Raw genomic sequence first — 25,850 nt, 5'->3', positions numbered from 1 at the left:
TGAAGAGGGCCGCGCTCCTACAAGGGAATATGCGCTGCCGCCAGAAGCTCTTTGGTGTACGCGTGCTGCGGCGCTTCGAACACATCATGGCTCGCGCCGCGCTCCACCACCTTGCCATCCTTGATCACGATCATGTCGTGGGCCATGGCGCGTACTACCGCCAGGTCATGGCTGATAAACAGGTAGGTCAGGCCGTATTTCTCCTGCAGTTCGCGCAGTAACGCCACGACCTGCTTTTGCACTGTGCGGTCGAGGGCGGACGTGGGTTCGTCCAGCAGCATCAGCGCCGGCTTGAGCACCAAGGCGCGGGCGATGGCGATGCGTTGGCGTTGGCCGCCGGAAAACTCATGGGGGTAACGATGACGGCTGGCGGGGTCGAGGCCCACATCCTTGAGCACCTGGATCACCTGCGCATCGCGGTCGGCCAGGCTGCACGGCGCGTGCACTTCCAGGCCTTCGCTGATGATCTGCTGCACCGACATACGCGGGCTGAGGCTGCCGAACGGGTCCTGGAACACCACCTGCATCTGCTTGCGCCACGGGCGCATTTGCTGGTTGTTCAGGGGGTCGAGGGCTTCGCCCTGGAAGCGGATGTTGCCGGTGGAATCGAGCAAACGCAGGATCGCCTGGCCCAGGGTCGACTTGCCTGAACCGGACTCGCCGACAATCCCCAGCGTCTTGCCGCGCTGCACGCTGAGGCTGATGCCGTCGACTGCGCGCAGGTAAGTTTTGCGCCGGAACAGCCCGCCGCCGAGGGGGAATTGCACGGTCAGGTTGTCGACCTGCAACACCGTCTCGCGTTCGTCGTTGCACAGCGCGCTGCCGGCAGGCTCGGCATCCAGCAGCAGGCGGCTGTAAGGATGCTGCGGTGCGTTGAACAGCGTCTGGCAGTCGGCCTGCTCGACAATCTCACCGGCGCGCATCACGCACACGCGTTGGGCAATGCTGCGCACCAGGTTGAGGTCATGGCTGATCAGCAGCAGCGACATGCCCAACCGTTGTTGCAGGGACTTGAGCAGCAGCAGGATCTTGCGCTGCACGGTCACGTCCAGCGCGGTGGTGGGTTCGTCGGCGATCAGCAGTTCCGGCTCGCAGGCCAGAGCCATGGCGATCATCACACGCTGGCGCTGGCCGCCGGACAGTTGATGCGGATAGGCCTTGAGGCGCTCCTGGGGTTTCTGGATGCCCACCAGTTCAAGCAGTTCGAGGATGCGCGCCTGCGCCGCCTTGCCGCCCAGGCCCTTGTGCAACAGCAGGGTTTCGCCGATTTGCTTTTCGATGCTGTGCAACGGGTTGAGGGAGGTCATTGGCTCCTGGAAGATCATCGCAATGCGGTTGCCGCGCAGCTTTTGCAACGTGCTCGCCGACGCGCCGATCAACTCCTGGCCGCGGTACTTCACCGAGCCGGTGGTTTCGGTGCCGGCTTCGGGCAGCAGTTGCAAAATCGAATGGGCTGTCACCGACTTGCCCGAGCCCGACTCGCCCACCAGTGCCAGGCACTCGCCGGGGCGGACATCCAGGCACAATTTGCTCACCACGGTCTGGCCGCTGAAGGCGACGCTGAGGTCGCGGATTTCGATCAGGTTCATCTGCAGTCACTCATGAACGTGGGTCGAAGGCATCACGTAATGCCTCGCCAATAAAGACCAGCAGCGACAGGATCAGCGCCAGGGTGAAAAACGCCGTCAGGCCCAGCCACGGCGCTTGCAGGTTTTGCTTGCCCTGGGCAATCAGCTCGCCCAGCGACGCGCTGCCCGCCGGCATGCCGAAGCCGAGGAAATCCAAGGCGCTCAAGGTAGAAATCGCCCCGGTCAAAATAAACGGCAGGTAACTCAGGGTGGCGGTCATGGCATTCGGCAGGATATGCCGGCGAATGATCTTGCCGTCGCCCAGGCCCAATGCGCGGGCGGCCTTGACGTATTCCAGGTTGCGCCCGCGCAGGAACTCGGCGCGCACCACGTCCACCAGGGCCAGCCAGGAAAACAGCGCCATGATCCCCAGCAGCCACCAGAAATTCGGCTCGACAAAGCCCGACAGAATGATCAGCAGGTAGAGCACCGGCAATCCGGACCAGACCTCCAATATGCGCTGGCCAAGCAGATCCACCCAGCCGCCGTAGTAACCCTGCAAGGCACCGGCGGCAATGCCGATGGCGGCGCTGATTGCCGTCAACGCCAGTGCAAACAGGATCGACACCCGTGCACCAAAGATCACCCGCGCCAGCACATCGCGCGACTGATCGTCGGTGCCCAGCCAGTTCACCGCCGAGGGTGGGCTGGGGGCAGGGCGGGTCAGTTCGTAGTTGGGCGTGTCATCGCTGAACGGGATCGGCGGGAACAGCATCCAGCCACCGTCCTGCTTGATCAGCTTTTGCACGTAGTCACTGCGGTAGTCGGCCTGGAACGGCAACTGGCCGCCGAACTGCTGTTCGGTGTAGCGCTTGAACACCGGAAAATACAGCTCGTTCTTGAAGCTGAGCACCAGCGGTTTGTCATTGGCGATCAATTCGCCGCCCAGGGTCAGGATAAACAGGCCGATAAACAGCCACAGCGACCACCAGCCGCGCCGGTTTTTCTTGAACCGCTCAAAACGCCGACGCGCCACCGGGGATAAATTAAGCATCAGGCGTTCCTCGCGGCGAAGTCGATACGCGGGTCCACCAGGGTGTAGCAGAGGTCACCGATGAGTTTTATCAAGAGCCCGAACAAGGTGAAGATAAACAGCGAGCCGAACACCACCGGGTAGTCACGGGACACGGCGGCCTCGTAGCTCATGCGGCCCAGGCCATCGAGGGAGAAGATCACTTCGATGAGCAGGGAACCGGCGAAAAACACGCTGATAAAGGCCTGGGGAATCCCCGAGATCACCAGCAGCATCGCGTTGCGGAACACATGGCCGTAGAGCACGCGTCGTTCGCTCAAGCCTTTGGCGCGGGCCGTGACCACATACTGGCGGGTGATTTCATTCAAGAATGAGTTCTTGGTGAGGATTGTCAGTGTGGCAAACCCGCCGATCACCAGCGCCGTGACCGGCAACACCAAGTGCCAGAAGTAGTCGGCGATCTTGCCGACGGTGCTGAGTTCATCGAAGTTCTCCGACACCAGCCCGCGCACCGGGAACCAGTTCAGCGACGTGCCACCAGCGAACAGCACAATCAGGAACATTGCAAACAGGAACGCCGGCATCGCGTAGCCGATGACGATGGCGGTGCTGCTCCACACGTCAAAGCTGCTGCCATGGCGCACGGCTTTGCGAATGCCCAGGGGGATCGACACCAGGTAGGTAATCAAGGTGGCCCATAAACCCAGGGAAATGGTCACCGGCATTTTTTCCAGGATCAGGTCGATCACGGTTTTGCCGCGGAAGAAGCTGTTGCCGAAGTCCAGTTGGGCGTAGTTCTTCAGCATCAACCACAGGCGTTCCGGGGCGGGCTTGTCGAAGCCGTATTGTTTTTCAATGTCCTTGATCAGTTTGGGGTCGAGGCCACGGCTGGCGCGTGAGCCGCTGATGCTTTCGCCGGAAGAACCGCCGATGCCGCCCCCGCCGATCCCTTGCAAGTGCGCGATAGCCTGTTCGACCGGCCCGCCGGGCGCGGCCTGTACGATCACGAAGTTCACCAGCAGGATGATCACCAGCGTCGGGATGATCAGCAGCAGGCGCCGCACGATATAGGCAAACATCAGCGTGTACCTGCGCGTTTTTTCAACTCGGCGTCCATTTGCTCATTCGTCAGTGGCGTGGGGCTGATTTCCCACCAGGTTTCCAGCGCTTCGTCGTTTTTGGCCGCGATGGCCGGGCGCCCGAAGCGGTTCCACCACGCGGCGGAGGTGCCGGGCGGGTAGTAATTCGGAATCCACAGGTAGCTCCATTGCAGCACACGGTCCAGGGCGTGGGCGTAGGTGAGCATCTGGGCGTGGGTGTTGGCCTTGACCAGGCCGTTGATCAGGGTGTCGACGGCCGGGTCTTTCAACACCATGTAGTTATTGGCGCCGGGGTCGTAGGCTGCCTGGGAGCCGAAGTAGTTATACAGCTCCATCCCGGGTGAGGTGGTCACCGGGAAGCCAATCACGATCATGTCGTAATCGCGCGCCATCATGCGGTTGACGTATTGCGAGGAGTCGATGCGGCGGATATTCAGGGTGATGCCGATCTGCGCGAGGTTGCGTTTGTACGGCAGCAACAGACGTTCCAGGCCCGGCTGGGCATTGAGGAAAGTGAATTCCAGCGGTTCGCCTTGGGCATTCACCAGCTTGTCGCCGTCCGGTGTCCAGCCGGCTTCTTCCAACAAGGCCAGGGCTTGTAACTGCTTGTCGCGGATCATGCCGCTGCCGTCGGTGATCGGCGCCTTGAAGACCTGGGTGAAGGCTTCGTCTGGAATCTGCCCGCGCAGGGGTTCGAGAATCGCCAGCTCTTCTTTGGTCGGCAATTGGCTCGCCGCCAGCTCGCTATTGGAGAAGTAGCTCTGCTGGCGGATGTACATATTGCGCATCATCTGGCGGTTGGCCCATTCGAAGTCCCACAGCATTGCCAGCGCCTGACGTACACGGCGGTCCTTGAACATCGGCTTTTGCACGTTGAACACATAGCCCTGGGCCGGTTGCGGCATCTCTTTGGCCAAGTGCGCGCGTTGCAGGCGGCCGTCGTCGAGGGCCGGGCCGTTGTAACCGATGGAATAACCGGTGGCGGAGAACTCGCGGTTGAAGTCGTAGGCGCCGCCGCGCAGCACCTGGCGGGCCACTTCGGTGTCGCCGAAATACTCCAGGCTCAGGTGATTGAAGTTGTACAGGCCACGGCTGACGGGCAAGTCCTTGCCCCACCAGTCCGGGTCGCGAGTAAACGTGATGGTGCTGCCGGAGTCGATCTTGCTGATTTTGTACGGGCCGCTGCCCAGCGGGGCTTCATAGCCGCCGCCATTGGCGAAATCGCGGGTTTTCCACCAGTGTTCGGGGAATACCGGCAAGGTGGCGATATCCAGGGGCAGGGTGCGGTTTTCATTGCTGGAAAAGTCAAAACGCACCTGGCGCTCGCCTTCGACTTCGACGTGCTTGACGTCGGCGAACAGGGTGCGAAAACGCAGGCTGCCTTGGGTCATCAGCAGGTCGAAGCTGTAGCGCACATCTTCGGCGGTGATCGGCTTGCCGTCGGCAAAACGCGCCTTGGGGTTGAGGTAGAAACGCAACGACAGGCCGTCGTCCGAGCGTTCCATCTTTTCTGCAACCAGGCCGTAAACCGTGTAGGGCTCATCCAGCGAACGCTGGGCCAGCGGGGCGTACAGCCAGCCGTCGACCTGGGAGACGCCGATGCCTTTGTCGATATACGGCAACACATGGTCGAAACGCCCGATCTCGATGGCCGAGCGGCGCAGGCTGCCGCCTTTGGGGGCGTTAGGGTTGGCGTAGTCGAAATGGGTGAAACCGGCAGGGTATTTGGCGGGTTCACCGTATACGGTCAAGTAAGTTTGCGGGGCCGCAATCGCGGCGGTGCTGGCCATTAGAAGGGCCAGGGCAGTGCCGAAGAGTTTTAGGGAAAAAGCCAATCGCATTATCAGCCTTGAACGCCAGGTGAAGAAGAATAGGGACGGGTACGTTAACGGCTTAAGCGTCGCCCGTCACCCCATGCACAACGGCCCGCCAAAAGGCGGGCCGTTGTTTATAGCAGCAGCGCAGACTGGATCAGTCCTGGCGGCTGGTGACTTCCAGCAGGTGGTAACCGAACTGGGTTTTCACCGGGCCTTGCACGGTGTTGACCGGGGCGCTGAAGACGACGGTGTCGAACTCTTTAACCATTTGGCCTGGGCCGAACGAGCCCAGGTTGCCGCCGTCGCGGCTGGATGGGCAGCTGGAGTTGGCTTTGGCGATTTCTGCGAAATCGGCGCCGCCTTCGATCTGGGCTTTGAGTTCGTTGCACTTGTCTTCAGTGGAAACGAGGATGTGACGGGCGGTAGCTTTGGCCATGGGGAGTAACTCCTTGATGTAAAAAGGGTGAGCCTACCGGATTGAGGCGTTTATTTCTTGGCAAAGTTCCAATGTTTTGTTGGGTGGGTGGTTGGCTGGTTGGTTGGGTACATATCCGTTGCTGCGGTAACGGCGGCTTAGGGTTCCGCCCTTACGGCGGGTCACTTTTTTACAAAGCGCCTAAAAAAGTAACCAAAAAACGCTTTGCCCCACCACTCGGTGCCTCGCCTGGGCTCGGCATGCCCGCACTCCGGCTTGAATCCGTGGGCCGCCGCAATGGGCCATCCTTGGCCCAGTGCGGCTAACCCGGCGTCCTGCCGGGTTACCCACGGATTCAAGCCTGCGTTCGGCCATCGTGGTTAATGGGGCCTGTCAGATCAAGATCAACAGCAGATCAACAGCAGAGCACGGCGGCCTGGTAGCCGACCTGAGTGGTAGAAGCGAAGGCAGGGCAAAAGCACGGCAGAAGCAGAACTGCTTTTCTGTGGGAGCTGGCTTGCCTGCGATGCAGGCACCTCGGTACATCAGGCATACCCAATTGATGCCATCGCAGCGGTTCGGCGGTCCGACAAGCCAGCTCCCACATTGACCGAGTGCAGCCTGAAGAACAGCACACCTTCTGCCTGATGTACTGAGTTCAAAATGTGATTAACAGGGCCTGTCAGATCAAAATCAAAAGCAGAGCACGGCGGCCTGGTAGCCGACCTGAGTGGTAGAAGCGAAAGCAGGGCAAAACAGGGCAAAAACAGGGCTGCTTTTCTGTGGGAGCTGGCTTGCCTGCGATGCAGGCACCTCGGTGTATCAGGCATAAACAGTTGATGCCATCGCAGACAAGCCAGCTCCCACATTGACCGAGTGCAGCCTGAAGAACAGCACACCTTCTGCCTGATGTACTGAGTTCAAAATGTGATTAACAGGGCCTGTCAGATCAAAATCAAAAGCAGAGCACGGCGGCCTGGTAGCCGACTTGAGTGGTAGAAGCGAAAGCAGAGCAAAACAGGGCAGAGCGACACTACTGCTACCTGATGTAATGAGATCCAAACGTGGGAGCGGCGGTGCGACGATTCGACTTGCTCGCGAATGCGGTGGGTCAGTCAGCTTATTTGTAACTGACCCACCGCTTTCGCGAGCAAGCCCGCTCCCACAATTTGACCGAGATCTGCTTCAGTAGCCAGGGCGGCTGTGAGGCCGTCGTGCTCGGCTTTTGATTTGTTTTTGATTTTAGTTTTAGGCGGCCCGCGCCGTAAGGGCGGAACCCCTATCAGCCATCACCCAAATAATGGATAGGCCCAAGGTCACCCGCCAACACCGGCGGGCACCAAAAACGCCGCCTCCAACAACTGCCGTGTGTAAGCATGCTGGGGGTCAGCAAAAATCGCCGATGCCTCTCCCTGTTCCACCACCTGTCCATGCTTGACCACCATCAGTTGGTGACTCAGGGCCTTCACCACCGCCAAGTCATGGCTGATAAACAGATACGTCAGGTTGTACTTGGCCTGCAAACTGCGCAGCAACTCCACCACCTGGCGCTGCACCGTGCGATCCAGTGCTGACGTCGGTTCATCCAGCAAAATCAGGCGTGGCTTGAGTACCAACGCGCGGGCGATGGCGATGCGTTGCCGTTGGCCGCCGGAGAACTCGTGCGGGTAGCGATGCCGCGCGTCCGGGTCCAGGCCGACCTCCTTGAGCGCCGCAATAATCGCCGCTTCCTGCTCCACCGGCGTACCCATCTTGTGAATGCGCAAACCTTCGCCAACAATCTCGCTGACGCTCATGCGCGGGCTCAAGCTGCCGAACGGGTCCTGAAACACCACCTGCATTTCCCGACGCAACGGGCGCACCTGTTGCTGGGTAAGCCGGTCCAGTTGCTGGCCCTCAAAGCGAATCCCGCCTGTGCTTGCGATCAAGCGCAAAATCGCCAGGCCCAGGGTGGATTTACCCGAGCCGCTTTCGCCGACAATGCCCAGGGTCTGGCCCTGGGGCAGGCTGAAATTGATGCCGTCCACCGCCTTGACGTAATCGACGGTGTTACGCAAAAAGCCTTTCTTGATCGGAAACCACACCTTCAGGTCATCGACTTCCAGCAGCGGCGGCCCCACCTCATTGGTGGCCGGCCCGCCGCTGGGCTCCGCCGCCAACAGCTCCTGGGTATAAGGATGCTGCGGCGACTGGAACAGCGTCTCGCACTCCGCCTGTTCAACGATGCAGCCCTGTTGCATCACGCATACACGGTGGGCGATGCGTCGCACCAGGTTCAGGTCGTGGCTGATCAGCAGCAACGCCATGCCCAGCCGTGCCTGCAACTCTTTGAGCAGTTCGAGAATCTTCAGCTGCACCGTCACGTCGAGGGCCGTGGTCGGCTCGTCGGCGATCAGCAACTCGGGTTCGTTGGCCAATGCCATGGCGATCATCACCCGCTGGCGCTGGCCGCCGGACAGTTCGTGGGGCAGGGCCTTGAGGCGTTTGTGCGGTTCGGGAATACCCACCAGCTCCAGCAATTCCAGGGTGCGTTGGGTCGCGACCTTGCCCGTGAGCCCCTTGTGCAGGCCGAGCACTTCGTTGATCTGCTTCTCGATGCAGTGCAGCGGGTTCAACGAGGTCATCGGCTCCTGGAAAATCATCGCAATGCGGTTACCGCGAATATGCCGGATGGTTTTTTCTTTGAGCGTCAGCAGGTCTTGCCCGGAATAGTTGATGGTGCCGGCCGGGTGCCCTGCCAGCGGGTAAGGCAGCAGGCGCAGGATCGAGTGGGCGGTCACCGACTTGCCCGAGCCGCTTTCGCCGACCAGGGCCAGGGTTTCGCCGCGCTTGATATCGAAGCTGACGTTGTTGACCACGCGGTGGTGATGGTCGCCGGTGACGAACTCGACGCAGAGGTCGCGGACTTCGATCAGATTGTCCTGATTCATCTCATTTCCTCGGGTCGAAGGCATCGCGCGCGGACTCGCCGATAAACACCAGCAAACTCAGCATGATCGCCAGCACGGCAAAGGCACTCATGCCCAGCCACGGCGCTTGCAGGTTGGATTTACCCTGGGCCACCAGTTCACCCAACGACGGTGAGCCGGCCGGCAGGCCGAAGCCGAGAAAGTCCAGGGCGGTGAGGGTGCCAATGGCGCCAGTGAGGATGAACGGCATAAAGGTCATGGTCGAGACCATCGCATTGGGCAGGATATGCCGGAACATGATTGCGCCGTTCTGCATGCCCAGCGCGCGCGCTGCGCGCACGTATTCAAGGTTGCGCCCGCGCAGGAACTCGGCGCGCACCACGTCCACCAGGCTCATCCAGGAAAACAGCAGCATGATCCCCAGCAGCCACCAAAAATTGGGCTGCACAAAGCTGGCGAGAATGATCAGCAGGTACAGCACCGGCAAACCCGACCAGATCTCCAGGAAGCGCTGCCCGGCCAGGTCGACCCAGCCGCCATAGAAACCCTGCAAGGCCCCGGCGACCACGCCGATGATCGAGCTGAGCACCGTCAGCGTGAGGGCAAACAGCACTGACACACGAAACCCATAGATCACCCGCGCCAGCACATCACGGCCCTGGTCGTCGGTGCCCAGCAGGTTGACCGAGGAGGGCGGCGCGGGGGCCGGCACCTTCAGGTCGTAGTTGATGCTCTGGTAGCTGAACGGGATCGGCGCCCACAGCGTCCATGCGTCCTTGGCCTTGAGCAGTTCCTGGATATACGGGCTCTTGTAGTTGGCCTCCAACGGGAACTCGCCGCCGAAGGTGGTCTCCGGGTAGCGTTTGAGCGCCGGGAAGTACCAGTCACCGTCGAAGTGCACGGCCAACGGCTTGTCGTTGGCGATCAACTCTGCGCCCAGGCTCAGCACGAACAGGACCAGGAACAGCCACAGCGACCACCAGCCACGTTTATTGGCTTTGAAACGCTCGAATCGGCGGCGATTGAGGGGGGATAGATTCATCTCAATGCTCCCGGCTGGCAAAGTCGATACGCGGATCGACCAAGGTGTAGGTGAGGTCACCGATCAGTTTCACCACCAGCCCCAGCAGGGTGAAGATAAACAGCGTGCCGAACACCACCGGGTAGTCACGGTTGATCGCGGCTTCAAAACTCATCAGGCCCAGGCCGTCGAGAGAGAAGATCACTTCCACCAGCAACGAGCCGGTGAAGAAAATCCCGATAAACGCCGAAGGGAAACCGGCGATGACCAGCAGCATGGCGTTGCGAAACACATGGCCATACAGCACACGGTGGTTGGTCAGGCCCTTGGCTTTGGCGGTGACCACATACTGTTTGTTGATTTCGTCGAGGAAGCTGTTTTTGGTCAGCAGCGTCATCGTCGCGAAGTTGCCGATCACCAGTGCGGTGACGGGCAAGGCCAGGTGCCAGAAGTAATCGAGAATCTTGCCGCCCCAGCTCAGCTCGTCAAAATTATTCGAGGTGAGCCCGCGCAAGGGGAACCAGTCGAGGTAACTGCCGCCGGCAAACACTACGATCAGCAGGATCGCAAACAGGAATGCCGGGATCGCGTAGCCGACGATGATCGCCGAGCTGGTCCACACGTCGAAGTGGCTGCCGTGTCGTGTGGCTTTGGCGATCCCCAGGGGGATCGACACCAGGTACATGATCAGCGTGCTCCATAACCCGAGGGAGATGGACACCGGCATCTTTTCCTTGATCAGGTCGATGACCTTGGCATCGCGAAAGAAGCTGTCGCCGAAATCCAGCCTTGCGTAATTCTTGACCATGATCCACAGGCGTTCCGGCGCCGACTTGTCGAAGCCGTACATCTTCTCGATTTCCTTGATCAGCGCCGGGTCCAGGCCCTGGGCGCCGCGGTAGCTGGAGCCGGCCACCGAGACCTCGGCACCGCCCCCGGCAATGCGGCTGGTGGCGCCGTCAAAGCCTTCGAGCTTGGCGATCATCTGCTCCACCGGGCCACCGGGAGCGGCCTGGATGATGATGAAGTTGATCAGCAAAATCCCGAACAACGTGGGGATGATCAGCAACAGGCGGCGAACAATATAGGCCAGCATTTAATCGCCTCCGCTCGCCGGATCGGCGCTGTGTGGGGTGTCCAGGGTGACGGCCGGTTTGACCTCGGGTTTGGCCCACCAGGTGGCCGTGCCCACGTCGTAGCGTGGCGGGGTCTTGGGGTGGCCGAGGTGGTCCCAGTACGCGACGCGGTAGGTCTTGATGTGCCAGTTGGGAATCACGTAGTAGCCGAACTGCAACACGCGGTCCAGCGCTTTGGCGTGGTCCACCAGGCTTTGGCGTGAGCTGGCGTCGATCAACGCTTCCACCAGTTGGTCGATGACCGGGTCCTTGAGGCCCATGTAGTTGCGACTGCCGGGCTTGTCGGCGCTGGACGACGACCAGAATTCGCGCTGTTCGTTACCCGGTGATGTCGATTGCGGGAAGCTGCCTACCAGCATGTCGAAGTCCCGCGAACGCAGGCGGTTGATGTACTGCGAAACGTCGACGCGGCGAATCACCAGGTTGATGCCAAGGTCGGCCAGGTTGCGCTTGAAGGGTAGCAGTACCCGTTCGAAGTCGGTCTGGGCCAGCAGGAACTCGATGTTCACGGGTTTGCCGGTGGTGTCGACCATCTTGTCGTCGACGATCTTCCAGCCGGCCTCTTGCAACAACTGGTAGGCCTCGCGCTGCTGGTTGCGGATCATGCCGCTGCCGTCGGTTTTGGCAGGCTCAAAGGCCTGGGTAAAGACTTCGGCGGGGAGCTTGTCGCGGAACGGTGCCAGGATTGCCGTTTCATCCGGGCCGGGCAAGCCGGTAGCGGCCATTTCCGAGTTCTCGAAGTAGCTGCGGGTGCGGGTGTAGGCGCCGTTGAACAGCTGTTTGTTGCTCCACTCGAAATCCAGCAACAGGCTGATGGCTTTGCGTACCCGCACATCCTGGAACATCGGTTTGCGCGTGTTGAACACAAAACCCTGCATGCCGGTGGGGTTGCCGTTGGGGATTTCTTCCTTGATCAGTCGCCCCTGGGCAACGGCCGGAATGTTGTAGGCGTTTGCCCAGTTCTTCGCGCTGAACTCCAGCCAGTAGTCGAACTGCCCGGCCTTCAAGGCTTCCAGGGCTACGGTGCCGTCACGGTAATAGTCAGTAATACGGGTGTCGAAGTTGTAGAAACCCTGGGTCATCGGCAAGTCCTTGGCCCAGTAGTCCTTGACGCGCTCGTAGCGCACCATGCGCCCGGGCTTGACCTCGGCGACTTTGTACGGCCCGCTGCCGAGCGGTATTTCCAGGTTGCCCTTGGCAAAGTCGCGGGTCGCCCACCAATGTTTGGGTAATACCGGCAGTTGCCCAAGGATCAGCGGCAATTCGCGGTTATTGGTGCGCTTGAACTTGAACAGCACGCGCAGCGGGTCTTCGGCCACCACTTCGTCGACGTCGGCGTAATAGGTGCGGTAGAGCGGCGAGCCGTCTTTGATCAGCGCCTGGAAGGTGAACACCACGTCTTCGGCGCGGATCGGGTGACCATCGTTAAAGCGCGCTTCGGGGCGCAGGTAGAAGCGTACCCAACTGTTGTCCGGTGCCTTTTCGATCTTGCCGGCCACCAGCCCGTATTCAGTGATGGGCTCGTCCAGGCTTTGCATGGCCAGGGTGTCGTAGATCAGCGGCAGGTTGTCCGCCGGCACGCCCTTGCTGATGTAGGGGTTAAGGCTGTCGAAGCCGCCCATGGCCGACTCGCGGAAGGTACCGCCCTTGGGGGCGTCGGGGTTTACGTAGTCGAAATGTTTAAAGTCGGCGGGGTACTTGGGGGGTTCGTTGTAAAGGGTCAACGCATGTTGCGGCGCGGCGTTGGCCGCGGAGCACAGCAGCAGACTGGTGAGCAATGCGTTGCGCAAAGACATCATTGGGCTTTCTCCGAAGCTTTCAGCCACCATGCGCTCAGGCCCAGGCTGTAGGGCGGCGTGGTGACAAAGGCGAACCGGTTGCGGTACGCCAGGCGATGATAGTTGAGGTACCAGTTGGGGATACTGTAGTGCTGCCACAGCAGCACCCGGTCCAAGGCGCGGCCGGCGGCCAATTGTTCTTCGCGGGTCTGCGCCGCCAGCAGTTGGTCCAGCAGGTGGTCCACCACCGGGTTGGCGATGCCTGCGTAGTTCTTGCTGCCCTTGATCGCTGCCTGGCTGGAGTGGAAGTACTGCCACTGTTCAAGGCCGGGGCTCAAGGTCTGGTTGAGGGTGACCAGGACCATGTCGAAGTCGAACTGATCGAGGCGCTGCTTGTATTGCGCCCGGTCCACGGTACGCAAGCGTGCGTCGATGCCGATGCTGATCAGGTTCTCGACATACGGCTGCAGGATGCGTTCCAGGTTCGGGTTCACCAGCAGGATTTCCAAACGCAGCGGCTGCCCTTTGCTGTCCAGCAGGCGCTGGCCCGACAGTTTCCAGCCGGCCTCGCCGAGCAGGGCCAGGGCGCGGCGCAGGGTGTCGCGCGGAATGCCACGACCGTCGGTCTGCGGCAGACTGAAGGCTTGTGTAAACAGGTTGGCCGGCAATTGGTCGCGGTACGGCGAAAGCATCAGCCACTCGTGACCAACCGGCACGCCGGTCGCGGAAAATTCGCTGTTGGGGTAGTAGCTCACGGAGCGTTTGTAGGCGCTGCTGAACAGGGTACGGTTGGTCCACTCAAAATCGAACATCAGCCCCAGCGCCTCGCGCACCTTGGCCTGGGCGAAGGTCGGGCGTCGGGTGTTCATGAACAGGCCCTGGCTCTGGGTTGGGATCTGGTGGGCAATTTGCGCCTTGATCACATCGCCTCGGTTGACCGCCGGGAAGTTATAGCCTGTGGCCCAGTTCTTGGCCTGGTGTTCGATGTAGATGTCGAATTCGCCGGCCTTGAAGGCTTCAAAGGCCACGTCGCTGTCGCGGTAGAACTCGACTTCGACCTTGTCGTAATTGTAGAAGCCCTGGTTGACCGGCAGGTCTTTGCCCCAGTAATCCTTGACCCGCTCGAACACCAGTTGCCGGCCAGGGGTGACTTTGGTGATGCGATACGGCCCGCTGCCCAGCGGTGGTTCGAACGTGGTGGCCTTGAAATCGCGGTTCTTCCAGTAATGCTGGGGCAATACCGGCAACTCGCCCAGGCGCAGGATCAGCAATGGGTTGCCGGCGCGCTTGAACACGAAACGGATGCGATGACGGTTGAGGATGTCGACCCGCGCCACCTCTTGAAGGTTGGTGCGGTACTGCGGGTGGCCTTCGGTCAATAGCGTGCGATAGGAAAATGCCACGTCATAGGCGGTGATGGGTTTGCCATCGTGGAAGCGCGCTTCCGGGCGCAGGTTGAACACCACCCAACTGCGGTCTTCGCTGTATTCCACCGACTGGGCAATCAGCCCGTAGCTGGAGGTCGGTTCGTCGCCGGACGGCGCGTACTGGCCGGTGCCGACCATCAACGGTTCGTTCAGCTCATTGACGCCGTATTGCAGGAAGTTGGGGGTGGAAACCGGGCTTGAGCCCTTGAAGGTGTAAGGGTTGAGGGTGTCGAACGTGCCAAATGCCATGACCCGCAATGTCCCGCCTTTTGGCGCTGCAGGGTTTACCCAATCGAAGTGGGTGAATTTGGCCGGGTACTTGAGCACGCCGAACTGCGTATAACCGTGGCTCTCGGTAATCGTCGCGTTCGCAGCAAAGCTCAAGGCCAGACTTATTAGTAGAAGGAGGGGACGCTTCAAGTCAGAGATCCGATCCAGGCGGCTTGGGCTTTATGATCGGTACAGTAACAGCTTGTTCCGGTTGGAAAAAGGTTGTTTCAGAGGCTGACCGAGGGCTGGCAAGGTCTTGAGCCTGGGGTCAATCAAATGTGGGAGCTGGCTTGCCTGCGATAGCATCGGCTCGGTGTCACTGATACACCGAGGTGTTTGCATCGCAGGCAAGCCCGCTCCCACACAAGCCTGCCCATGCATTGAGTTTGCCTTAGCGCGGCCCGGAAACCACCAGCATCTGCCCCGGCTTCAGCGCCTGGCCAGTACGCGGGTTCCAGCGCTTGAGATGTTGCATCTCAACGTTGAAGCGCTTGGCGACGATGTACAGCGAGTCGCCTTTCTTGACCTTGTATTGCACTGGCTTCTTGCTGTCAGCCTTGGCCACCAGCTTGCGCGTGTCCTGCATCACCAGGGTCTGGCCGACCTTGAGGGCCTGCCCATTGAGCTTGTTCCAGCGCTGCAGGTCATGCACATCGACCTTGTTCGCCTTGGCGATCAGCGTGAGGTTGTCGCCCGTGCGCACTTTGTAGTTGCGAGTGCGCCCGGCAACCCGCGTGGTCTCAACTTCGTCGAACACCTGCTTTTTCGGGCGCATCGCCAGCAATTCTTCCGGCTTCATCGTCGAAAGGGTGCTGGTAAGCAGTTGCGCCTTGGAGCTCGGTACGAGCAAATGCTGGGGGCCGTCGAGGGTGGTGCGTTGTTTCAAGGCCGGGTTGAGCTGGAACAGTTCGTCTTCGTCGATCTCAGCCAGCGCGGCGACCCGGGACAGGTCCATGCTTTGCTTGACTTCAACCACTTCGAAGTAGGGCGTGTTGGCAATCGGGTTCAGGTTGACGCCGTAGGCCTCGGGGGCCAGTACCACCTGGGACAGCGCCAGGAACTTGGGCACGTAGTCCTTGGTTTCCTGGGGCAGGGGCAGGTTCCAGTAGTCGGTAGGCAGGCCGAGTTTTTCGTTGCGCTCGATGGCCCGGCTGACCGTGCCTTCACCGGCGTTGTACGCCGCCAGGGCCAGCAACCAGTCGCCGTTGAACATGTCATGCAGACGTGTCAGATAGTCCAGGGCGGCGGTGGTGGAGGCAGTGATATCGCGGCGGCCGTCGTAGGCACGGGTCTGGCGCAGGTTGAAGTAGCGCCCGGTGGAGGGAATGAACTGCCACAGACCGACCGCATCGCTGCGCGAATAGGCCATTGGGTTGTAGGCACTTTCAATCACTGGCAGCAGGGCCAGCTCCAGGGGCATGTTGCGTTCTTCAAGCCGCTCGACGATGTAATGAATGTAGAGGCTGCCGCGTTCTCCGGCGTTCTCCAGGAAGGAAGGGTTACTGGCGAACCACAAACGCTGTTGCTCGATGCGCGGGTTGACGCCCAGGCCGTCCTGCAATTGAAAGCCCCGTCGCATGCGTTCCCAGACATCCTGGGGTACTTCGGGGCTGGGCTTCTCTGAGAGCCAAATAGGTTTTTGCTTGATCTTGGCGGCAAGATTGGGTTTGGGTTGCACGGTGGATTGTGCAGCGAAATTTGTCGATTGGCAGCCCGCCAGAGTCGCGGACACAGCCACCGCCACGGCTTGAGCCAGGCGGGTCAATGCGTCTGAAGAGATGGATTTACGAATAGATGACGACATTGGCTGGAAGTAAGTTCCGGGCAAAAATGTCGGGCGATTCTAGAAAGCGCTTTGGTTCCGGTCAACCATTCAGAAATTCCGTATCAGATTGCATCCTGTTAGAACTTATCTTTCCATGCCCTCAAGCTAGCAAACACCTCGGCCCCAGAGCGGTTGTCACGACCGTTCCGTTCGTCCGCTTTTTGTTTAACGGATGTTTCGGCGGTACGTAGAAAAGGGTTAGTACGTTTTTCCAGGGCCAGATTGGACGGCAGCGTCATCTCGCCACGGGCCCGCACCTGCTTGACGGTTTCCACGCGTTCGGCGATATCGGGATTGTTCGGTTCCACGGCCTGGGCAAATTTGAGGTTGCTTTGTGTGTACTCGTGGGTGCAGTACACCAGGGTGTCGTCGGGGAGAGCGGCCAGGCGTTGCAGTGAGGTGTGCATTTGTTCCGGCGTGCCTTCGAACAGGCGGCCGCAACCGGCGGCAAACAGGGTGTCGCCACAAAACAGCACGCCTTGGTGGTAAAAGGCGATATGGCCCAGGGTGTGCCCCGGCACGCTATAAATATCGAAATCCCAGCCCAGCGCCGTGACGCGGTCGTTATCCGTCAAGGCCACGTCCCGCGCCGGGATATTCTCGCTCGCGGGGCCGTAGACCTTGGCGCCGGTCACATTTTTCAGTTGCTCGACGCCGCCGACATGATCGTGGTGATGGTGGGTGATCAGGATGTCGCTGAGGGTCCACTGCGGGTTCTGCTTGAGCCAGGCCAGCACTGGCGCGGCATCGCCGGGGTCGACCACGGCGCAGCGTAGGGTGTGCGGGTCTTGTAACAACCAGATGTAGTTGTCGGTGAACGCGGGGAGTGCACTGATCTGTATCATTCTTCGATTCGCCAAGCTGAACACATTGGTGCATCTTAGAACGTCTAGGCGAGTTGGAGAATGCAATGACTGATAAAGCGTTCGCCCAGGCCGATCCTGAGTGGCTGGCCCTGATCAGCGCGGCCCGTGAATGGCTGTCCGGGCCGATCGGGCAATTTCTGCTGGATGAAGAACGGCGCATGCTCGAAGACGAGTTGGGTCGGTTCTTTGGTGGTTACCTGGTGCATTACGGCCCGTCGGCTCAGACGCCGCCTGCCGCGCCGCAGGTGCAACGCAATGTGCGCCTGGGCGCGCCGTTGCCGGGGGTGGAGATTGTCTGCGAGGAACAGGCCTGGCCGTTGAGCGAGCATGCCGCCGATGTGGTGGTGTTGCAGCATGGCCTGGATTTTTGCCTGTCGCCCCACGGTTTGCTGCGCGAAGCCGCGAGCAGTGTGCGCCCGGGTGGCCATTTGCTGATTATCGGCATCAACCCCTGGAGCAGCTGGGGCCTGCGCCATGTGTTCGCCCATGACGGCCTGCGCCAGGCGCGCTGTATCGCGCCGTCACGGGTAGGCGACTGGCTGAACCTGCTGGGGTTTGCGCTGGAGAAACGCCGCTTCGGGTGCTATCGTCCGCCGCTTGCGTCCGCCAAGTGGCAAGGCCGTCTGGCCGGCTGGGAACGCCGGGCGGGTGCGTGGCAGCTGTCGGGCGGCGGCTTCTATTTATTGGTGGCGCGCAAGATTGTGGTCGGGCTGCGGCCGGTGCGTCAGGTGCTACGCCAGCCCATGGGCAAACTGGTGCCGATGCCGATGGCCAAGGTCAATCGCAAGCAAAGCGAACCGTAAACTCCCTTTTTGATTACCGGCCGAATCTTTCGGCCTCGGGATACTGTCGGTCGATTACCGCCAGCCCGTTTTGATGGATGCAACCGATGACCGATACCGTAGAACTCTTCACCGATGGCGCCTGCAAGGGCAACCCCGGACCCGGCGGTTGGGGCGCGTTGCTGGTGTGCAAGGGCGTGGAGAAGGAACTGTGGGGCGGCGAAGCCAACACCACCAACAACCGCATGGAGCTGATGGGTGCCATCCGTGGCCTGGAAGAGCTCAAGCGCCGGTGTGACGTGCTGCTGGTGACCGACTCGCAATACGTGATGAAGGGCATCAACGAGTGGATGGTCAACTGGAAAAAGCGCGGCTGGAAAACGGCGGCCAAGGAACCGGTGAAAAATGCCGACCTGTGGCAGCTGCTCGATGAGCAATGCAACCGCCACAACATCACCTGGAAATGGGTGCGCGGGCACATCGGCCATCCTGGCAACGAACGCGCCGACCAACTGGCCAACCGTGGCGTGGATGAAGTACGGGGTTACAAGCAGGCCTGAGGTTTAAACTACGGCGATGGCCTGTGCCAGCTGCATGTCGCTGAAGGTTTGCTCCGGCAAACGCTCTCGGATATGCATCAGCGCCGACTCCAGGCGCACGCCACGGATCTGGCCATCGCTGGCCACAAACGATTCGGCGTCCTCCCTGGCAGCCTGAACAATCTTGTCATCCTTGAAGGAAGAACTGGTGCCCTTGGTGGCACTCATGGACAGGCTGACCAGGAAGTCGGTCGTCATCACGAAACTGGTGGCGTGCGCCGTGCAGGTGCTGCCTGCCAGCAGCAGGGCACACAGGGTTTTTGACAGGTTCATGGCTCAGCGCAGTCCGCATTCGAGTGGGGTGCGCAGGCTAGCAGGGGCGCCCAGGGCAAACTGCTGCAGCTTTGCTAAAGAGTGTTAAAAACTATAGTGGATCAAGCGCCTTGGGCCAGTCTTGGGCTGCGTAATGCGTGACGTGCTAATATCCCGCCCCTTGAAATACACCACCGTTGAGAGCTGAACCCTGATGGCCATCCGATCTGTTGTACTCGATACCGAAACCACCGGCATGCCGGTGACCGATGGCCACCGGATCATCGAAATCGGTTGTGTCGAGCTGATGGGGCGGCGCCTTACCGGCCGTCACTTTCACGTCTACCTGCAGCCGGACCGGGACAGTGACGAGGGCGCGATCGGCGTCCACGGCATCACCGACGAATTCCTCAAAGGCAAGCCGCGCTTCGCTGAAGTGGCCGACGAGTTTTTCGAATTTATCAACGGCGCCCAGTTGATCATCCATAACGCAGCGTTCGACGTCGGTTTCATCAATAACGAATTTGCCCTGATGGGGCAGAGCGATCGTGCGGATATCTCCCAGCACTGCTCGATCCTCGACACCTTGATGATGGCCCGTGAGCGTCACCCAGGCCAGCGCAACAGCCTGGATGCCTTGTGCAAGCGCTATGGCGTCGACAACTCCGGCCGTGAACTCCACGGCGCCTTGCTCGACTCCGAGATTCTCGCCGACGTTTACCTGACCATGACCGGCGGGCAAACCAGCCTGTCCCTGGCCGGTAATGCCTCCGATGGCACGGGTTCGGCGGAGGGCTCGGGCAATCGTCCTTCGGAAATTCGCCGTTTGCCGGCGGATCGCAAGCCGACCCCCATCATCCGCGCCAGCGAGCAGGATCTGGCTGAGCATGCGGCGCGGTTGGAGGCGATTGCCAAGTCGGCCGGTGCGCCGGCGTTGTGGACGCAACTGACCCAGCAATAGCCTGATTCAACGCGGTTGAAAAATGTGGGAGCTGGCTTGCCTGCGATAGCGGTAGGTTAGTTGATGAATGTGCTGGCTGATACACCGGGTTCGCGAGCAAGCCCGCTTCCACAGTTGATCTCCATCGCCGGAAAAATCTTCATTCGCGTCATCCGCTCCCAGCTTCTACCCTGAATGCATAGCCCTCAGGACTACAAGCGCTCATGTACAAAGACCTGAAGTTCCCTGTTCTTATCGTACACCGCGACATCAAGGCCGACACCGTTGCCGGTGATCGGGTTCGAGGCATCGCCCGCGAGCTGGAACAAGAGGGCTTCAGCATCTTCTCTGCCGTCGACTACGCCGAAGGCCGGCTGGTGGCTTCTACCCATCACGGCCTGGCATGCATGTTGATCGCCGCCGAAGGGGCCGGGGAAAATACCCACTTGCTGCAAAACATGGTCGAGTTAATTCGCCTGGCACGGGTGAGGGCGCCCAACCTGCCGATCTTTGCTCTGGGCGAGCAGGTCACCCTGGAGAATGCGCCGGCCGATGCCATGAGCGAGCTTAACCAGTTGCGCGGGATTCTTTATCTGTTCGAAGACACCGTGCCGTTTCTTGCCCGGCAAGTCGCTCGCGCCGCACGCACTTACCTGGATGGCTTGTTACCGCCGTTCTTCAAAGCATTGGTGCAGCACACCGCCGATTCCAATTACTCCTGGCACACACCCGGCCATGGTGGTGGTGTGGCTTACCGCAAAAGCCCCGTCGGGCAGGCGTTTCATCAGTTCTTTGGGGAAAATACCCTGCGGTCGGACCTGTCCGTGTCCGTGCCCGAATTGGGCTCACTGCTCGATCACACAGGCCCGCTGGCGGAAGCCGAAGCCCGCGCCGCGCGTAACTTCGGCGCCGATCACACGTTCTTTGTGATCAACGGAACCTCGACGGCCAACAAGATCGTCTGGCATTCCATGGTCGGTCGCGACGACCTGGTGCTGGTGGATCGCAACTGCCACAAGTCGGTGTTGCATTCGATCATCATGACCGGCGCGATCCCGTTGTACCTGTGCCCGGAGCGCAACGAACTGGGGATCATCGGCCCGATCCCCCTGAGCGAATTCAGCCCCGAGTCGATCCAGGCCAAAATCGAAGCCAGCCCTTTGACCCGTGGCCGGCCGCCGAAAGTAAAGATGGCGGTGGTCACCAACTCTACCTATGACGGCCTGTGCTACAACGCCGAGCTGATCAAGCAGCAATTGGGCAACAGTGTCGAGGTCTTGCACTTTGACGAGGCCTGGTACGCCTACGCGGCCTTCCACGAGTTTTTCGCCGGTCGTTATGGCATGGGTACCTCGCGCACCCCGGACAGCCCCCTGGTATTTACCACGCACTCGACGCACAAACTGCTGGCGGCCTTCAGCCAGGCTTCAATGATCCATGTGCAGGACGGCGGCGCGCGCCAACTCGACCGCGACCGTTTCAATGAAGCGTTCATGATGCACATCTCCACCTCGCCGCAATACAGCATCATTGCCTCGCTGGACGTGGCGTCGGCGATGATGGAAGGCCCGGCCGGGCGTTCGCTGTTGCAGGAGATGTTCGACGAGGCCCTGAGCTTCCGGCGCGCACTGGCCAACCTGCGCCAGCATATCGCCGCCGAGGACTGGTGGTTTTCGATCTGGCAACCGCCTTCGGTGGCCGGTATCGACCGGGTGGCCACCGCGGATTGGCTGTTGCACCCTCAGGATGACTGGCATGGCTTTGGGGATGTGGCCGAAGACTACGTGTTGCTGGACCCGATCAAAGTGACGCTGGTGATGCCTGGCCTGAGCGCCGGAGGTGCCTTGAGCGAACGCGGAATTCCTGCGGCGGTCGTCAGCAAATTCCTCTGGGAGCGTGGGTTGGTGGTGGAGAAGACCGGGCTATATTCTTTCCTCGTGTTGTTTTCCATGGGGATCACCAAAGGCAAATGGAGTACCTTGCTCACCGAGTTGCTGGAGTTCAAGCGCAACTACGACGCTAACGTCAGCTTGGCCAGTTGTTTGCCATCGGTGTTTAAACAGGGGCCGGCGCGTTATCAAGGCCTGGGCTTGCGCGACCTGTGCGATCAATTGCACAGTTGTTACCGCAGCAATGCCACGGCCAGGCACCTCAAGCGCATGTACACGGTATTACCGGAAATTGCGATGAAACCCGCCGACGCCTACGATCAGTTGGTGCGGGGTGAAGTCGAAGCTGTTTCCATTGATGCCTTGTCAGGGCGCATCGCAGCCGTGATGCTGGTGCCTTATCCGCCGGGCATTCCGTTGATCATGCCGGGCGAGCGCTTTACCGAGGCGACGCGGTCGATCATCGACTACCTGGTGTTTGCCCGCACATTCGATAGCAGTTTCCCCGGTTTTGTCGCGGATGTTCATGGGTTGCAACACGAAGATGACGGCAATGGCCGTTGTTACACCGTCGATTGCATCAAGGGTTAAGAATGTTTATGCAAGCTGTAATGAACCCGAAGTATCCAGGGCTCAGTGTTCGGGTCGCCGACGAAGGTTTTGATGCCTACGTGTGGGGCAATGATTTCAGCTTTGAGGTCAGCGGCTATGGTGTGCCGGAAATGGGCAGGCGTGTCGACCAATGGGCCGTGGAGCGCATCCTGCCGTACCGCAAGTGTTATGGCATCGACCCGGAAGAGTTCGCCAGTTTTCGCGACGCACCCGACAGCGCGATTTTTATGGCTTACCTGGATGACCGTGCGGTAGGGCATGTCGTGGTCAGCACCAACTGGAACGGTTTTGCCCACGTTGACGAACTGGCGGTGGCCTTGCCTGCGCGGCGGCATGGTGTGGCCAAGGCGCTGCTGGATGTGGCGCAGTTCTGGGCGCGCAAGAAAAACCTGCCGGGCATGATGCTCGAAACCCAGAACAACAACCTCGGCGCCTGCCGCCTGTATGAGCGTTGCGGGTATGTGATGGGCGGGATTGATCAACTGCGTTATCGCGGGATTGATCCGCAAACCCGCGAAGTGGCGATTTTCTGGTACCGGTTGTTCAAGACGGAACTCGAACAGGCTTAGCTTGCCAACAGGCTTTCTGCCTTTTGCGTGACAATTTCCAGCAACGCATTCAGCGCGGGTGACGTCACGCCCTCTTTGAGGGTCAGCGCGTACAGATTAACCATGATCGGCGGCGACACCGGGCACGCATCCAGCCCAGCCTCTGGAGCGCCAAAGGCGGTGAACGGATCGACAATCGCCAGGCCTTCGCCGGCTTCCACCATGCTGCGCATCATCTGGTAGGTCTGCACACGCGTTTGCACCACTGGCAGCGGGCGCAGGGCTTGCAGTTTGGCGTCCAACTGACGGCTGAGCGGGTCATGCCCTTCAAGCCCGATCAACGACTGCCCGGCCAGGTCCTGCAGCGCAATGTACTTTTGCTTGGGTTTCAGCCAGCCATGGGGCGCGAGCAATTGCAGCTTGCCTTGGGCCAGTACGGTGCTTTGGATTTGCGGGTGTTGCGGGTCCTGCAGGCTCAGGCCCACATCGGCTTCGTGCAGCAGCAGGCTCCTGACAATCTCCCGGGTTGGCTGGCTCGACAGGTTGCACGGCGTGTCCTGGAAGCGCCGGCGCAGTACGGCGATGCTTTGCGGTAACAGTTGATTGGCCAGGGGCTGGGTGCACAGGGCACGCAGGGTCGGCGCGTGATGGTGTTTCAAGCGGCTGGCCAGGCGTTGTACCGGCTCCAGTGCTTCATAGAGATGGGCGATTTGTGCCTGCAGCTCCAAGGTCTCTCGCGTCGCTTGCAAACGCCCGCGCGCACTGGCAAACAGCATGAAACCCAATTGGAGTTCGGCATCCTTGAGCGTTGCCTCCACATCGCCCACGGGGAGTTGCAACCATTCGGCGGCCGTGCCGAGGTGTCCGGTCTGCAAGATGGCCTGAATCACTTCGATATGACGTAAACGCATCGCCGGAGTCTATGTTCAGTGCGGTGGGGTTTCAATGGCTGGGGAAAAAAGAGCACGAGCATGGCCGGGTGTCGGCTACCGTTAGTGTGTATACAACTGCAACGATCAGGTCATATAAGAACGTATCAGCCGAGGAACAATGGGGAGCCTCACAATGCCAGGACGTACCACAATCGGAAAGATCCCCGGCCAGCGTGGCTTTACGCGTTGGGCGGTGCTGGTGGTGTTGATCATCATTGGCTTGCTGGCCTTTGCGGTGGGGCCACGTTTACTCGGTGAGGTAACCATAACGGAAATTGCCACGGCGAAAGCCCAGGTGGCCGAACTGGGGAAGGCGCTCGAGCAGTTCCATCAAGACATTGGCCGTTACCCCACTGATGAAGAAGGCCTGGAGGCACTGACCACAGCACCCGACGGCGAGGCGAAATGGAAGGGGCCTTATGTGAGCGAAGACCTGCTGGCCGACCCTTGGGGCATTGCCTATCAGTACCACTATCCGCCCACTCAATCCAAAACGCCGTTCGACCTGTTCTCGTTTGGCAAGGACCGCACGCTGGGCGGTGTCGGGGAGAACAAGGATATTACCTACGGCGACAACTGATTCATCTGGCATTACCCATCGACCTGATTAGAATGGCGCATCTGATCATCAACGACCAATGCCGGTTACTCGGCACTTAAAACAAAAACAGGTCCGGTCTCACATGCCTAAACCCTCGATATTCCTCGGGGTAACGGCCAAGCAACTTCTGGTCCTGGTGACCGTTGGGGGCGTGGCTGCTTATCTCTTCAATAATCACGATGAACACACGCCGGAAAATCTCGCCCTTGAGGCGTTTATCCGTTCCCAGGAACAGGTGGGCGAGCAGGTGGGCGCGGTGCTGGAAATTGCGTTGGTCAGGCAGGTGGTTGCCTATCCCGGTTACGGCACGTCGGGCTACAAGCGATCGCTGTATGCCGTCGAAGGGGAGCGGGGTCAATTGATGGTGACGCTCAGGCAAATGGACGGTGAGCAGGGCGTCGAGGTGACGGAAATACGTCGGCCGTGATCACCCAGCCCAGTCAACGCCATCAATGGCCAGGACTGAGCAGGTCGATAAGGCGGGATCTTATGAGGCGAGAACCGTTGGCGATTCGCGGGTGATAACGGTCCCCGACTGGATCAATCTGAATTCTTCGCCGTCCAGTTTCTCTACACGATCGCCAATGGCCAGCTTGTAGGTAGTGGTGGGCGCCGAGCCAGCCGGGTCGCTTTGCGCCGGGTTGGATTCCTGGAACTCATGCACCGAATACACGCGTCCTTCCGCGTCTCTGGCATGGAACTGTCCGACAAGTACTGCAGCCATCTGTTTAGAACCTCTGGAGATAAACACTCGATTTGCGGTTCTGTAGACCGTCATGGAGCGGGGTAGTTTACCTATGGAAAAAAAATACTATTCGTTGATGTTTTCAGACGCTTCCTACGCGAGCTACGGCGAGTCAAACGTCTTGGGGATGATCAAAACCTTCTGGTGAACCCGTCGCGAAGACTCTATAACTACAAGCTCCTTTAGTCAGACGTCGGGAAAACCCCAATGAGCAAGGTCTACACGATTGCCGTCCTGGTCGGCAGCTTGAGAAAAGAGTCGATCAACCGCAAGGTCGCCCTGGCGTTGGCCGAACTGGCCCCTGCCAATCTCAAATTGAACATTGTTGAAATTGGCGATTTGCCGCTCTACAACGAGGACATCGACGGGGCATCACCGCCCGCAGCCTACAGTACTTTCCGTCAGCAGGTACGTTCATCCGACGCGGTGCTGTTCGTGACCCCGGAATACAACCGTTCCGTGCCTGCGCCGTTGAAGAATGCCATCGACGTTGGTTCGCGACCGTACGGGCAAAGCGTCTACAGCGGCAAGCCTGGGGCGATCATCAGTGTGTCGCCGGGGGCGATTGGAGGCTTTGGTGCCAACCATCATCTGCGCCAGTCCCTGGTGTTCCTCGATGTGCCGTGCATGCAGCAGCCGGAAGCGTACCTGGGTGGGGCGGGCAGTGTGTTTGATGAGGCGGGTAAGGTGTCGGAGAAGACCAAGCCGTTCTTGCAGGCGTTTATTGATGCTTATGGGAAATGGGTTGAGAAGCAGTCGGGCTGATCGGGTTGGTTGAGTACATA

General features: G+C 60.0%; 23 protein-coding genes. 8 read left to right on the top strand and 15 right to left on the bottom strand.

What is annotated here, in order from left to right; genetic code table 11:
• Nucleotides 1-17: 17 nt before the first annotated feature.
• The 12 genes from ACI77D_RS21960 to gloB all read right to left on the bottom strand — a co-directional run bounded on the left by ACI77D_RS21960 (nt 18) and on the right by gloB (nt 17,144).
• A complete protein-coding gene (locus ACI77D_RS21960; protein WP_407017470.1) occupies nt 18-1,589 on the bottom strand; it encodes an ABC transporter ATP-binding protein in 1,572 nt (523 codons plus the stop codon).
• A gap of 10 nt (nt 1,590-1,599) precedes the next feature.
• Nucleotides 1,600-2,622 (bottom strand): ABC transporter permease, encoded by a 1,023-nt coding sequence (locus ACI77D_RS21955; RefSeq protein WP_043050504.1) that lies wholly within the window; start codon nt 2,620-2,622, stop codon nt 1,600-1,602.
• Nucleotides 2,622-3,680: a microcin C ABC transporter permease YejB gene (locus ACI77D_RS21950; protein WP_064451978.1), complete on the bottom strand. Its 1,059-nt coding sequence runs from the start codon at nt 3,678-3,680 to the stop codon at nt 2,622-2,624. The genes ACI77D_RS21955 and ACI77D_RS21950 overlap by 1 nt, the downstream gene beginning before the upstream one ends.
• Nucleotides 3,680-5,542: an extracellular solute-binding protein gene (locus tag ACI77D_RS21945; RefSeq protein WP_064451979.1), complete on the bottom strand. Its 1,863-nt coding sequence runs from the start codon at nt 5,540-5,542 to the stop codon at nt 3,680-3,682. The genes ACI77D_RS21950 and ACI77D_RS21945 overlap by 1 nt, the downstream gene beginning before the upstream one ends.
• A 130-nt stretch (nt 5,543-5,672) precedes the next feature.
• Nucleotides 5,673-5,954, bottom strand: coding sequence for a peptidylprolyl isomerase (locus ACI77D_RS21940; RefSeq protein WP_010210937.1), 282 nt, complete (start codon nt 5,952-5,954; stop codon nt 5,673-5,675).
• A gap of 1,295 nt (nt 5,955-7,249) precedes the next feature.
• Nucleotides 7,250-8,863, bottom strand: coding sequence for an ABC transporter ATP-binding protein (locus ACI77D_RS21935; RefSeq protein WP_407017469.1), 1,614 nt, complete (start codon nt 8,861-8,863; stop codon nt 7,250-7,252).
• 1 nt (nt 8,864) lies between these two features.
• A complete protein-coding gene (locus tag ACI77D_RS21930; RefSeq protein ID WP_064451981.1) occupies nt 8,865-9,884 on the bottom strand; it encodes an ABC transporter permease in 1,020 nt (339 codons plus the stop codon).
• Between the two features lies 1 nt (nt 9,885).
• Nucleotides 9,886-10,959, bottom strand: coding sequence for a microcin C ABC transporter permease YejB (locus ACI77D_RS21925; protein ID WP_064451982.1), 1,074 nt, complete (start codon nt 10,957-10,959; stop codon nt 9,886-9,888).
• Nucleotides 10,960-12,798, bottom strand: coding sequence for an extracellular solute-binding protein (locus ACI77D_RS21920; RefSeq protein WP_221294496.1), 1,839 nt, complete (start codon nt 12,796-12,798; stop codon nt 10,960-10,962).
• Nucleotides 12,795-14,624, bottom strand: coding sequence for an extracellular solute-binding protein (locus ACI77D_RS21915; protein WP_064451984.1), 1,830 nt, complete (start codon nt 14,622-14,624; stop codon nt 12,795-12,797). Before ACI77D_RS21915 ends, ACI77D_RS21920 begins: the two co-directional genes overlap by 4 nt.
• A gap of 241 nt (nt 14,625-14,865) precedes the next feature.
• Nucleotides 14,866-16,278, bottom strand: coding sequence for a transglycosylase SLT domain-containing protein (locus tag ACI77D_RS21910; RefSeq protein WP_064451985.1), 1,413 nt, complete (start codon nt 16,276-16,278; stop codon nt 14,866-14,868).
• Between the two features lie 98 nt (nt 16,279-16,376).
• A complete protein-coding gene (gene gloB / locus ACI77D_RS21905) occupies nt 16,377-17,144 on the bottom strand; it encodes a hydroxyacylglutathione hydrolase (protein ID WP_407017468.1) in 768 nt (255 codons plus the stop codon).
• Between the two features lie 65 nt (nt 17,145-17,209).
• On the opposite strand from gloB, the gene ACI77D_RS21900 reads away from it, so the two are divergent.
• Together ACI77D_RS21900 and rnhA are read left to right on the top strand one after the other, a co-directional pair.
• On the top strand, nt 17,210-17,968 hold the full coding sequence (locus ACI77D_RS21900; protein WP_064451987.1) for a class I SAM-dependent methyltransferase: 759 nt from the start codon (nt 17,210-17,212) through the stop codon (nt 17,966-17,968).
• A gap of 86 nt (nt 17,969-18,054) precedes the next feature.
• Nucleotides 18,055-18,507 (top strand): ribonuclease HI, encoded by a 453-nt coding sequence (rnhA, locus tag ACI77D_RS21895; RefSeq protein WP_407017467.1) that lies wholly within the window; start codon nt 18,055-18,057, stop codon nt 18,505-18,507.
• Between the two features lie 3 nt (nt 18,508-18,510).
• Here rnhA and ACI77D_RS21890 read toward each other — a convergent pair whose 3' ends face one another.
• Nucleotides 18,511-18,819 (bottom strand): DUF2388 domain-containing protein, encoded by a 309-nt coding sequence (locus ACI77D_RS21890; protein WP_407017466.1) that lies wholly within the window; start codon nt 18,817-18,819, stop codon nt 18,511-18,513.
• 199 nt (nt 18,820-19,018) lie between these two features.
• Here ACI77D_RS21890 and dnaQ point away from each other — a divergent pair, with 199 nt between their 5' ends.
• The 3 genes from dnaQ to ACI77D_RS21875 all read left to right on the top strand — a co-directional run bounded on the left by dnaQ (nt 19,019) and on the right by ACI77D_RS21875 (nt 22,808).
• Nucleotides 19,019-19,759, top strand: a complete 741-nt coding sequence (gene dnaQ / locus ACI77D_RS21885) for a DNA polymerase III subunit epsilon (protein ID WP_167353727.1) — start codon at nt 19,019-19,021, stop codon at nt 19,757-19,759.
• A gap of 203 nt (nt 19,760-19,962) precedes the next feature.
• Nucleotides 19,963-22,218: an Orn/Lys/Arg decarboxylase N-terminal domain-containing protein gene (locus tag ACI77D_RS21880; RefSeq protein ID WP_064451990.1), complete on the top strand. Its 2,256-nt coding sequence runs from the start codon at nt 19,963-19,965 to the stop codon at nt 22,216-22,218.
• Between the two features lie 8 nt (nt 22,219-22,226).
• Complete coding sequence (locus ACI77D_RS21875) at nt 22,227-22,808, top strand: GNAT family N-acetyltransferase (protein ID WP_064454914.1); 582 nt, start codon at nt 22,227-22,229, stop codon at nt 22,806-22,808.
• Here ACI77D_RS21875 and ACI77D_RS21870 read toward each other — a convergent pair.
• Nucleotides 22,805-23,698: a LysR substrate-binding domain-containing protein gene (locus tag ACI77D_RS21870; protein WP_407017465.1), complete on the bottom strand. Its 894-nt coding sequence runs from the start codon at nt 23,696-23,698 to the stop codon at nt 22,805-22,807. The two genes, ACI77D_RS21875 and ACI77D_RS21870, sit on opposite strands and share 4 nt — an antisense overlap.
• A 154-nt stretch (nt 23,699-23,852) precedes the next feature.
• Here ACI77D_RS21870 and gspG point away from each other — a divergent pair, with 154 nt between their 5' ends.
• Together gspG and ACI77D_RS21860 are read left to right on the top strand one after the other, a co-directional pair.
• The gene (gene gspG / locus ACI77D_RS21865; RefSeq protein WP_064451992.1) at nt 23,853-24,299 is read left to right on the top strand and encodes a type II secretion system major pseudopilin GspG; all 447 of its coding nucleotides are present in this window, start codon (nt 23,853-23,855) and stop codon (nt 24,297-24,299) included.
• Nucleotides 24,300-24,402: 103 nt separating this feature from the next.
• Nucleotides 24,403-24,747: a hypothetical protein gene (locus ACI77D_RS21860; RefSeq protein WP_064451993.1), complete on the top strand. Its 345-nt coding sequence runs from the start codon at nt 24,403-24,405 to the stop codon at nt 24,745-24,747.
• Nucleotides 24,748-24,807: 60 nt separating this feature from the next.
• Here the strand turns inward: ACI77D_RS21860 and ACI77D_RS21855 are convergent, their stop codons facing one another.
• Complete coding sequence (locus tag ACI77D_RS21855; RefSeq protein ID WP_064451994.1) at nt 24,808-25,044, bottom strand: hypothetical protein; 237 nt, start codon at nt 25,042-25,044, stop codon at nt 24,808-24,810.
• A gap of 228 nt (nt 25,045-25,272) precedes the next feature.
• On the opposite strand from ACI77D_RS21855, the gene ACI77D_RS21850 reads away from it, so the two are divergent.
• Nucleotides 25,273-25,830 (top strand): NADPH-dependent FMN reductase, encoded by a 558-nt coding sequence (locus ACI77D_RS21850; protein WP_064451995.1) that lies wholly within the window; start codon nt 25,273-25,275, stop codon nt 25,828-25,830.
• Nucleotides 25,831-25,850: the final 20 nt, after the last annotated feature.

The organism is Pseudomonas sp. O39 (assembly GCF_045447295.1).
Taxonomy (GTDB): domain Bacteria; phylum Pseudomonadota; class Gammaproteobacteria; order Pseudomonadales; family Pseudomonadaceae; genus Aquipseudomonas; species Aquipseudomonas antarctica_A.
Note: the sequence above shows the minus strand (reverse complement) of the source record. Positions and strands in the feature narration are given on the sequence as shown.

Excerpts from the sequence above, each read along its gene's own strand:
- ACI77D_RS21860 (WP_064451993.1), top strand. The coding sequence starts at position 24,403 with ATGCCTAAACCCTCGATATTCCTCGGGGTAACGGCCAAGCAACTTCTG.
- ACI77D_RS21935 (WP_407017469.1), bottom strand. The coding sequence starts at position 8,863 with ATGAATCAGGACAATCTGATCGAAGTCCGCGACCTCTGCGTCGAGTTC.
- ACI77D_RS21960 (WP_407017470.1), bottom strand. The coding sequence starts at position 1,589 with ATGAACCTGATCGAAATCCGCGACCTCAGCGTCGCCTTCAGCGGCCAG.
- ACI77D_RS21870 (WP_407017465.1), bottom strand. The coding sequence starts at position 23,698 with ATGCGTTTACGTCATATCGAAGTGATTCAGGCCATCTTGCAGACCGGA.
- ACI77D_RS21925 (WP_064451982.1), bottom strand. The coding sequence starts at position 10,959 with ATGCTGGCCTATATTGTTCGCCGCCTGTTGCTGATCATCCCCACGTTG.
- ACI77D_RS21940 (WP_010210937.1), bottom strand. The coding sequence starts at position 5,954 with ATGGCCAAAGCTACCGCCCGTCACATCCTCGTTTCCACTGAAGACAAG.
- gspG (WP_064451992.1), top strand. The coding sequence starts at position 23,853 with ATGCCAGGACGTACCACAATCGGAAAGATCCCCGGCCAGCGTGGCTTT.
- rnhA (WP_407017467.1), top strand. The coding sequence starts at position 18,055 with ATGACCGATACCGTAGAACTCTTCACCGATGGCGCCTGCAAGGGCAAC.
- ACI77D_RS21910 (WP_064451985.1), bottom strand. The coding sequence starts at position 16,278 with ATGTCGTCATCTATTCGTAAATCCATCTCTTCAGACGCATTGACCCGC.
- ACI77D_RS21880 (WP_064451990.1), top strand. The coding sequence starts at position 19,963 with ATGTACAAAGACCTGAAGTTCCCTGTTCTTATCGTACACCGCGACATC.
- ACI77D_RS21930 (WP_064451981.1), bottom strand. The coding sequence starts at position 9,884 with ATGAATCTATCCCCCCTCAATCGCCGCCGATTCGAGCGTTTCAAAGCC.
- ACI77D_RS21890 (WP_407017466.1), bottom strand. The coding sequence starts at position 18,819 with ATGAACCTGTCAAAAACCCTGTGTGCCCTGCTGCTGGCAGGCAGCACC.
- ACI77D_RS21855 (WP_064451994.1), bottom strand. The coding sequence starts at position 25,044 with ATGGCTGCAGTACTTGTCGGACAGTTCCATGCCAGAGACGCGGAAGGA.
- ACI77D_RS21950 (WP_064451978.1), bottom strand. The coding sequence starts at position 3,680 with ATGTTTGCCTATATCGTGCGGCGCCTGCTGCTGATCATCCCGACGCTG.
- ACI77D_RS21900 (WP_064451987.1), top strand. The coding sequence starts at position 17,210 with ATGACTGATAAAGCGTTCGCCCAGGCCGATCCTGAGTGGCTGGCCCTG.
- ACI77D_RS21920 (WP_221294496.1), bottom strand. The coding sequence starts at position 12,798 with ATGATGTCTTTGCGCAACGCATTGCTCACCAGTCTGCTGCTGTGCTCC.
- gloB (WP_407017468.1), bottom strand. The coding sequence starts at position 17,144 with ATGATACAGATCAGTGCACTCCCCGCGTTCACCGACAACTACATCTGG.
- ACI77D_RS21850 (WP_064451995.1), top strand. The coding sequence starts at position 25,273 with ATGAGCAAGGTCTACACGATTGCCGTCCTGGTCGGCAGCTTGAGAAAA.
- ACI77D_RS21955 (WP_043050504.1), bottom strand. The coding sequence starts at position 2,622 with ATGCTTAATTTATCCCCGGTGGCGCGTCGGCGTTTTGAGCGGTTCAAG.
- ACI77D_RS21875 (WP_064454914.1), top strand. The coding sequence starts at position 22,227 with ATGCAAGCTGTAATGAACCCGAAGTATCCAGGGCTCAGTGTTCGGGTC.
- ACI77D_RS21945 (WP_064451979.1), bottom strand. The coding sequence starts at position 5,542 with ATGCGATTGGCTTTTTCCCTAAAACTCTTCGGCACTGCCCTGGCCCTT.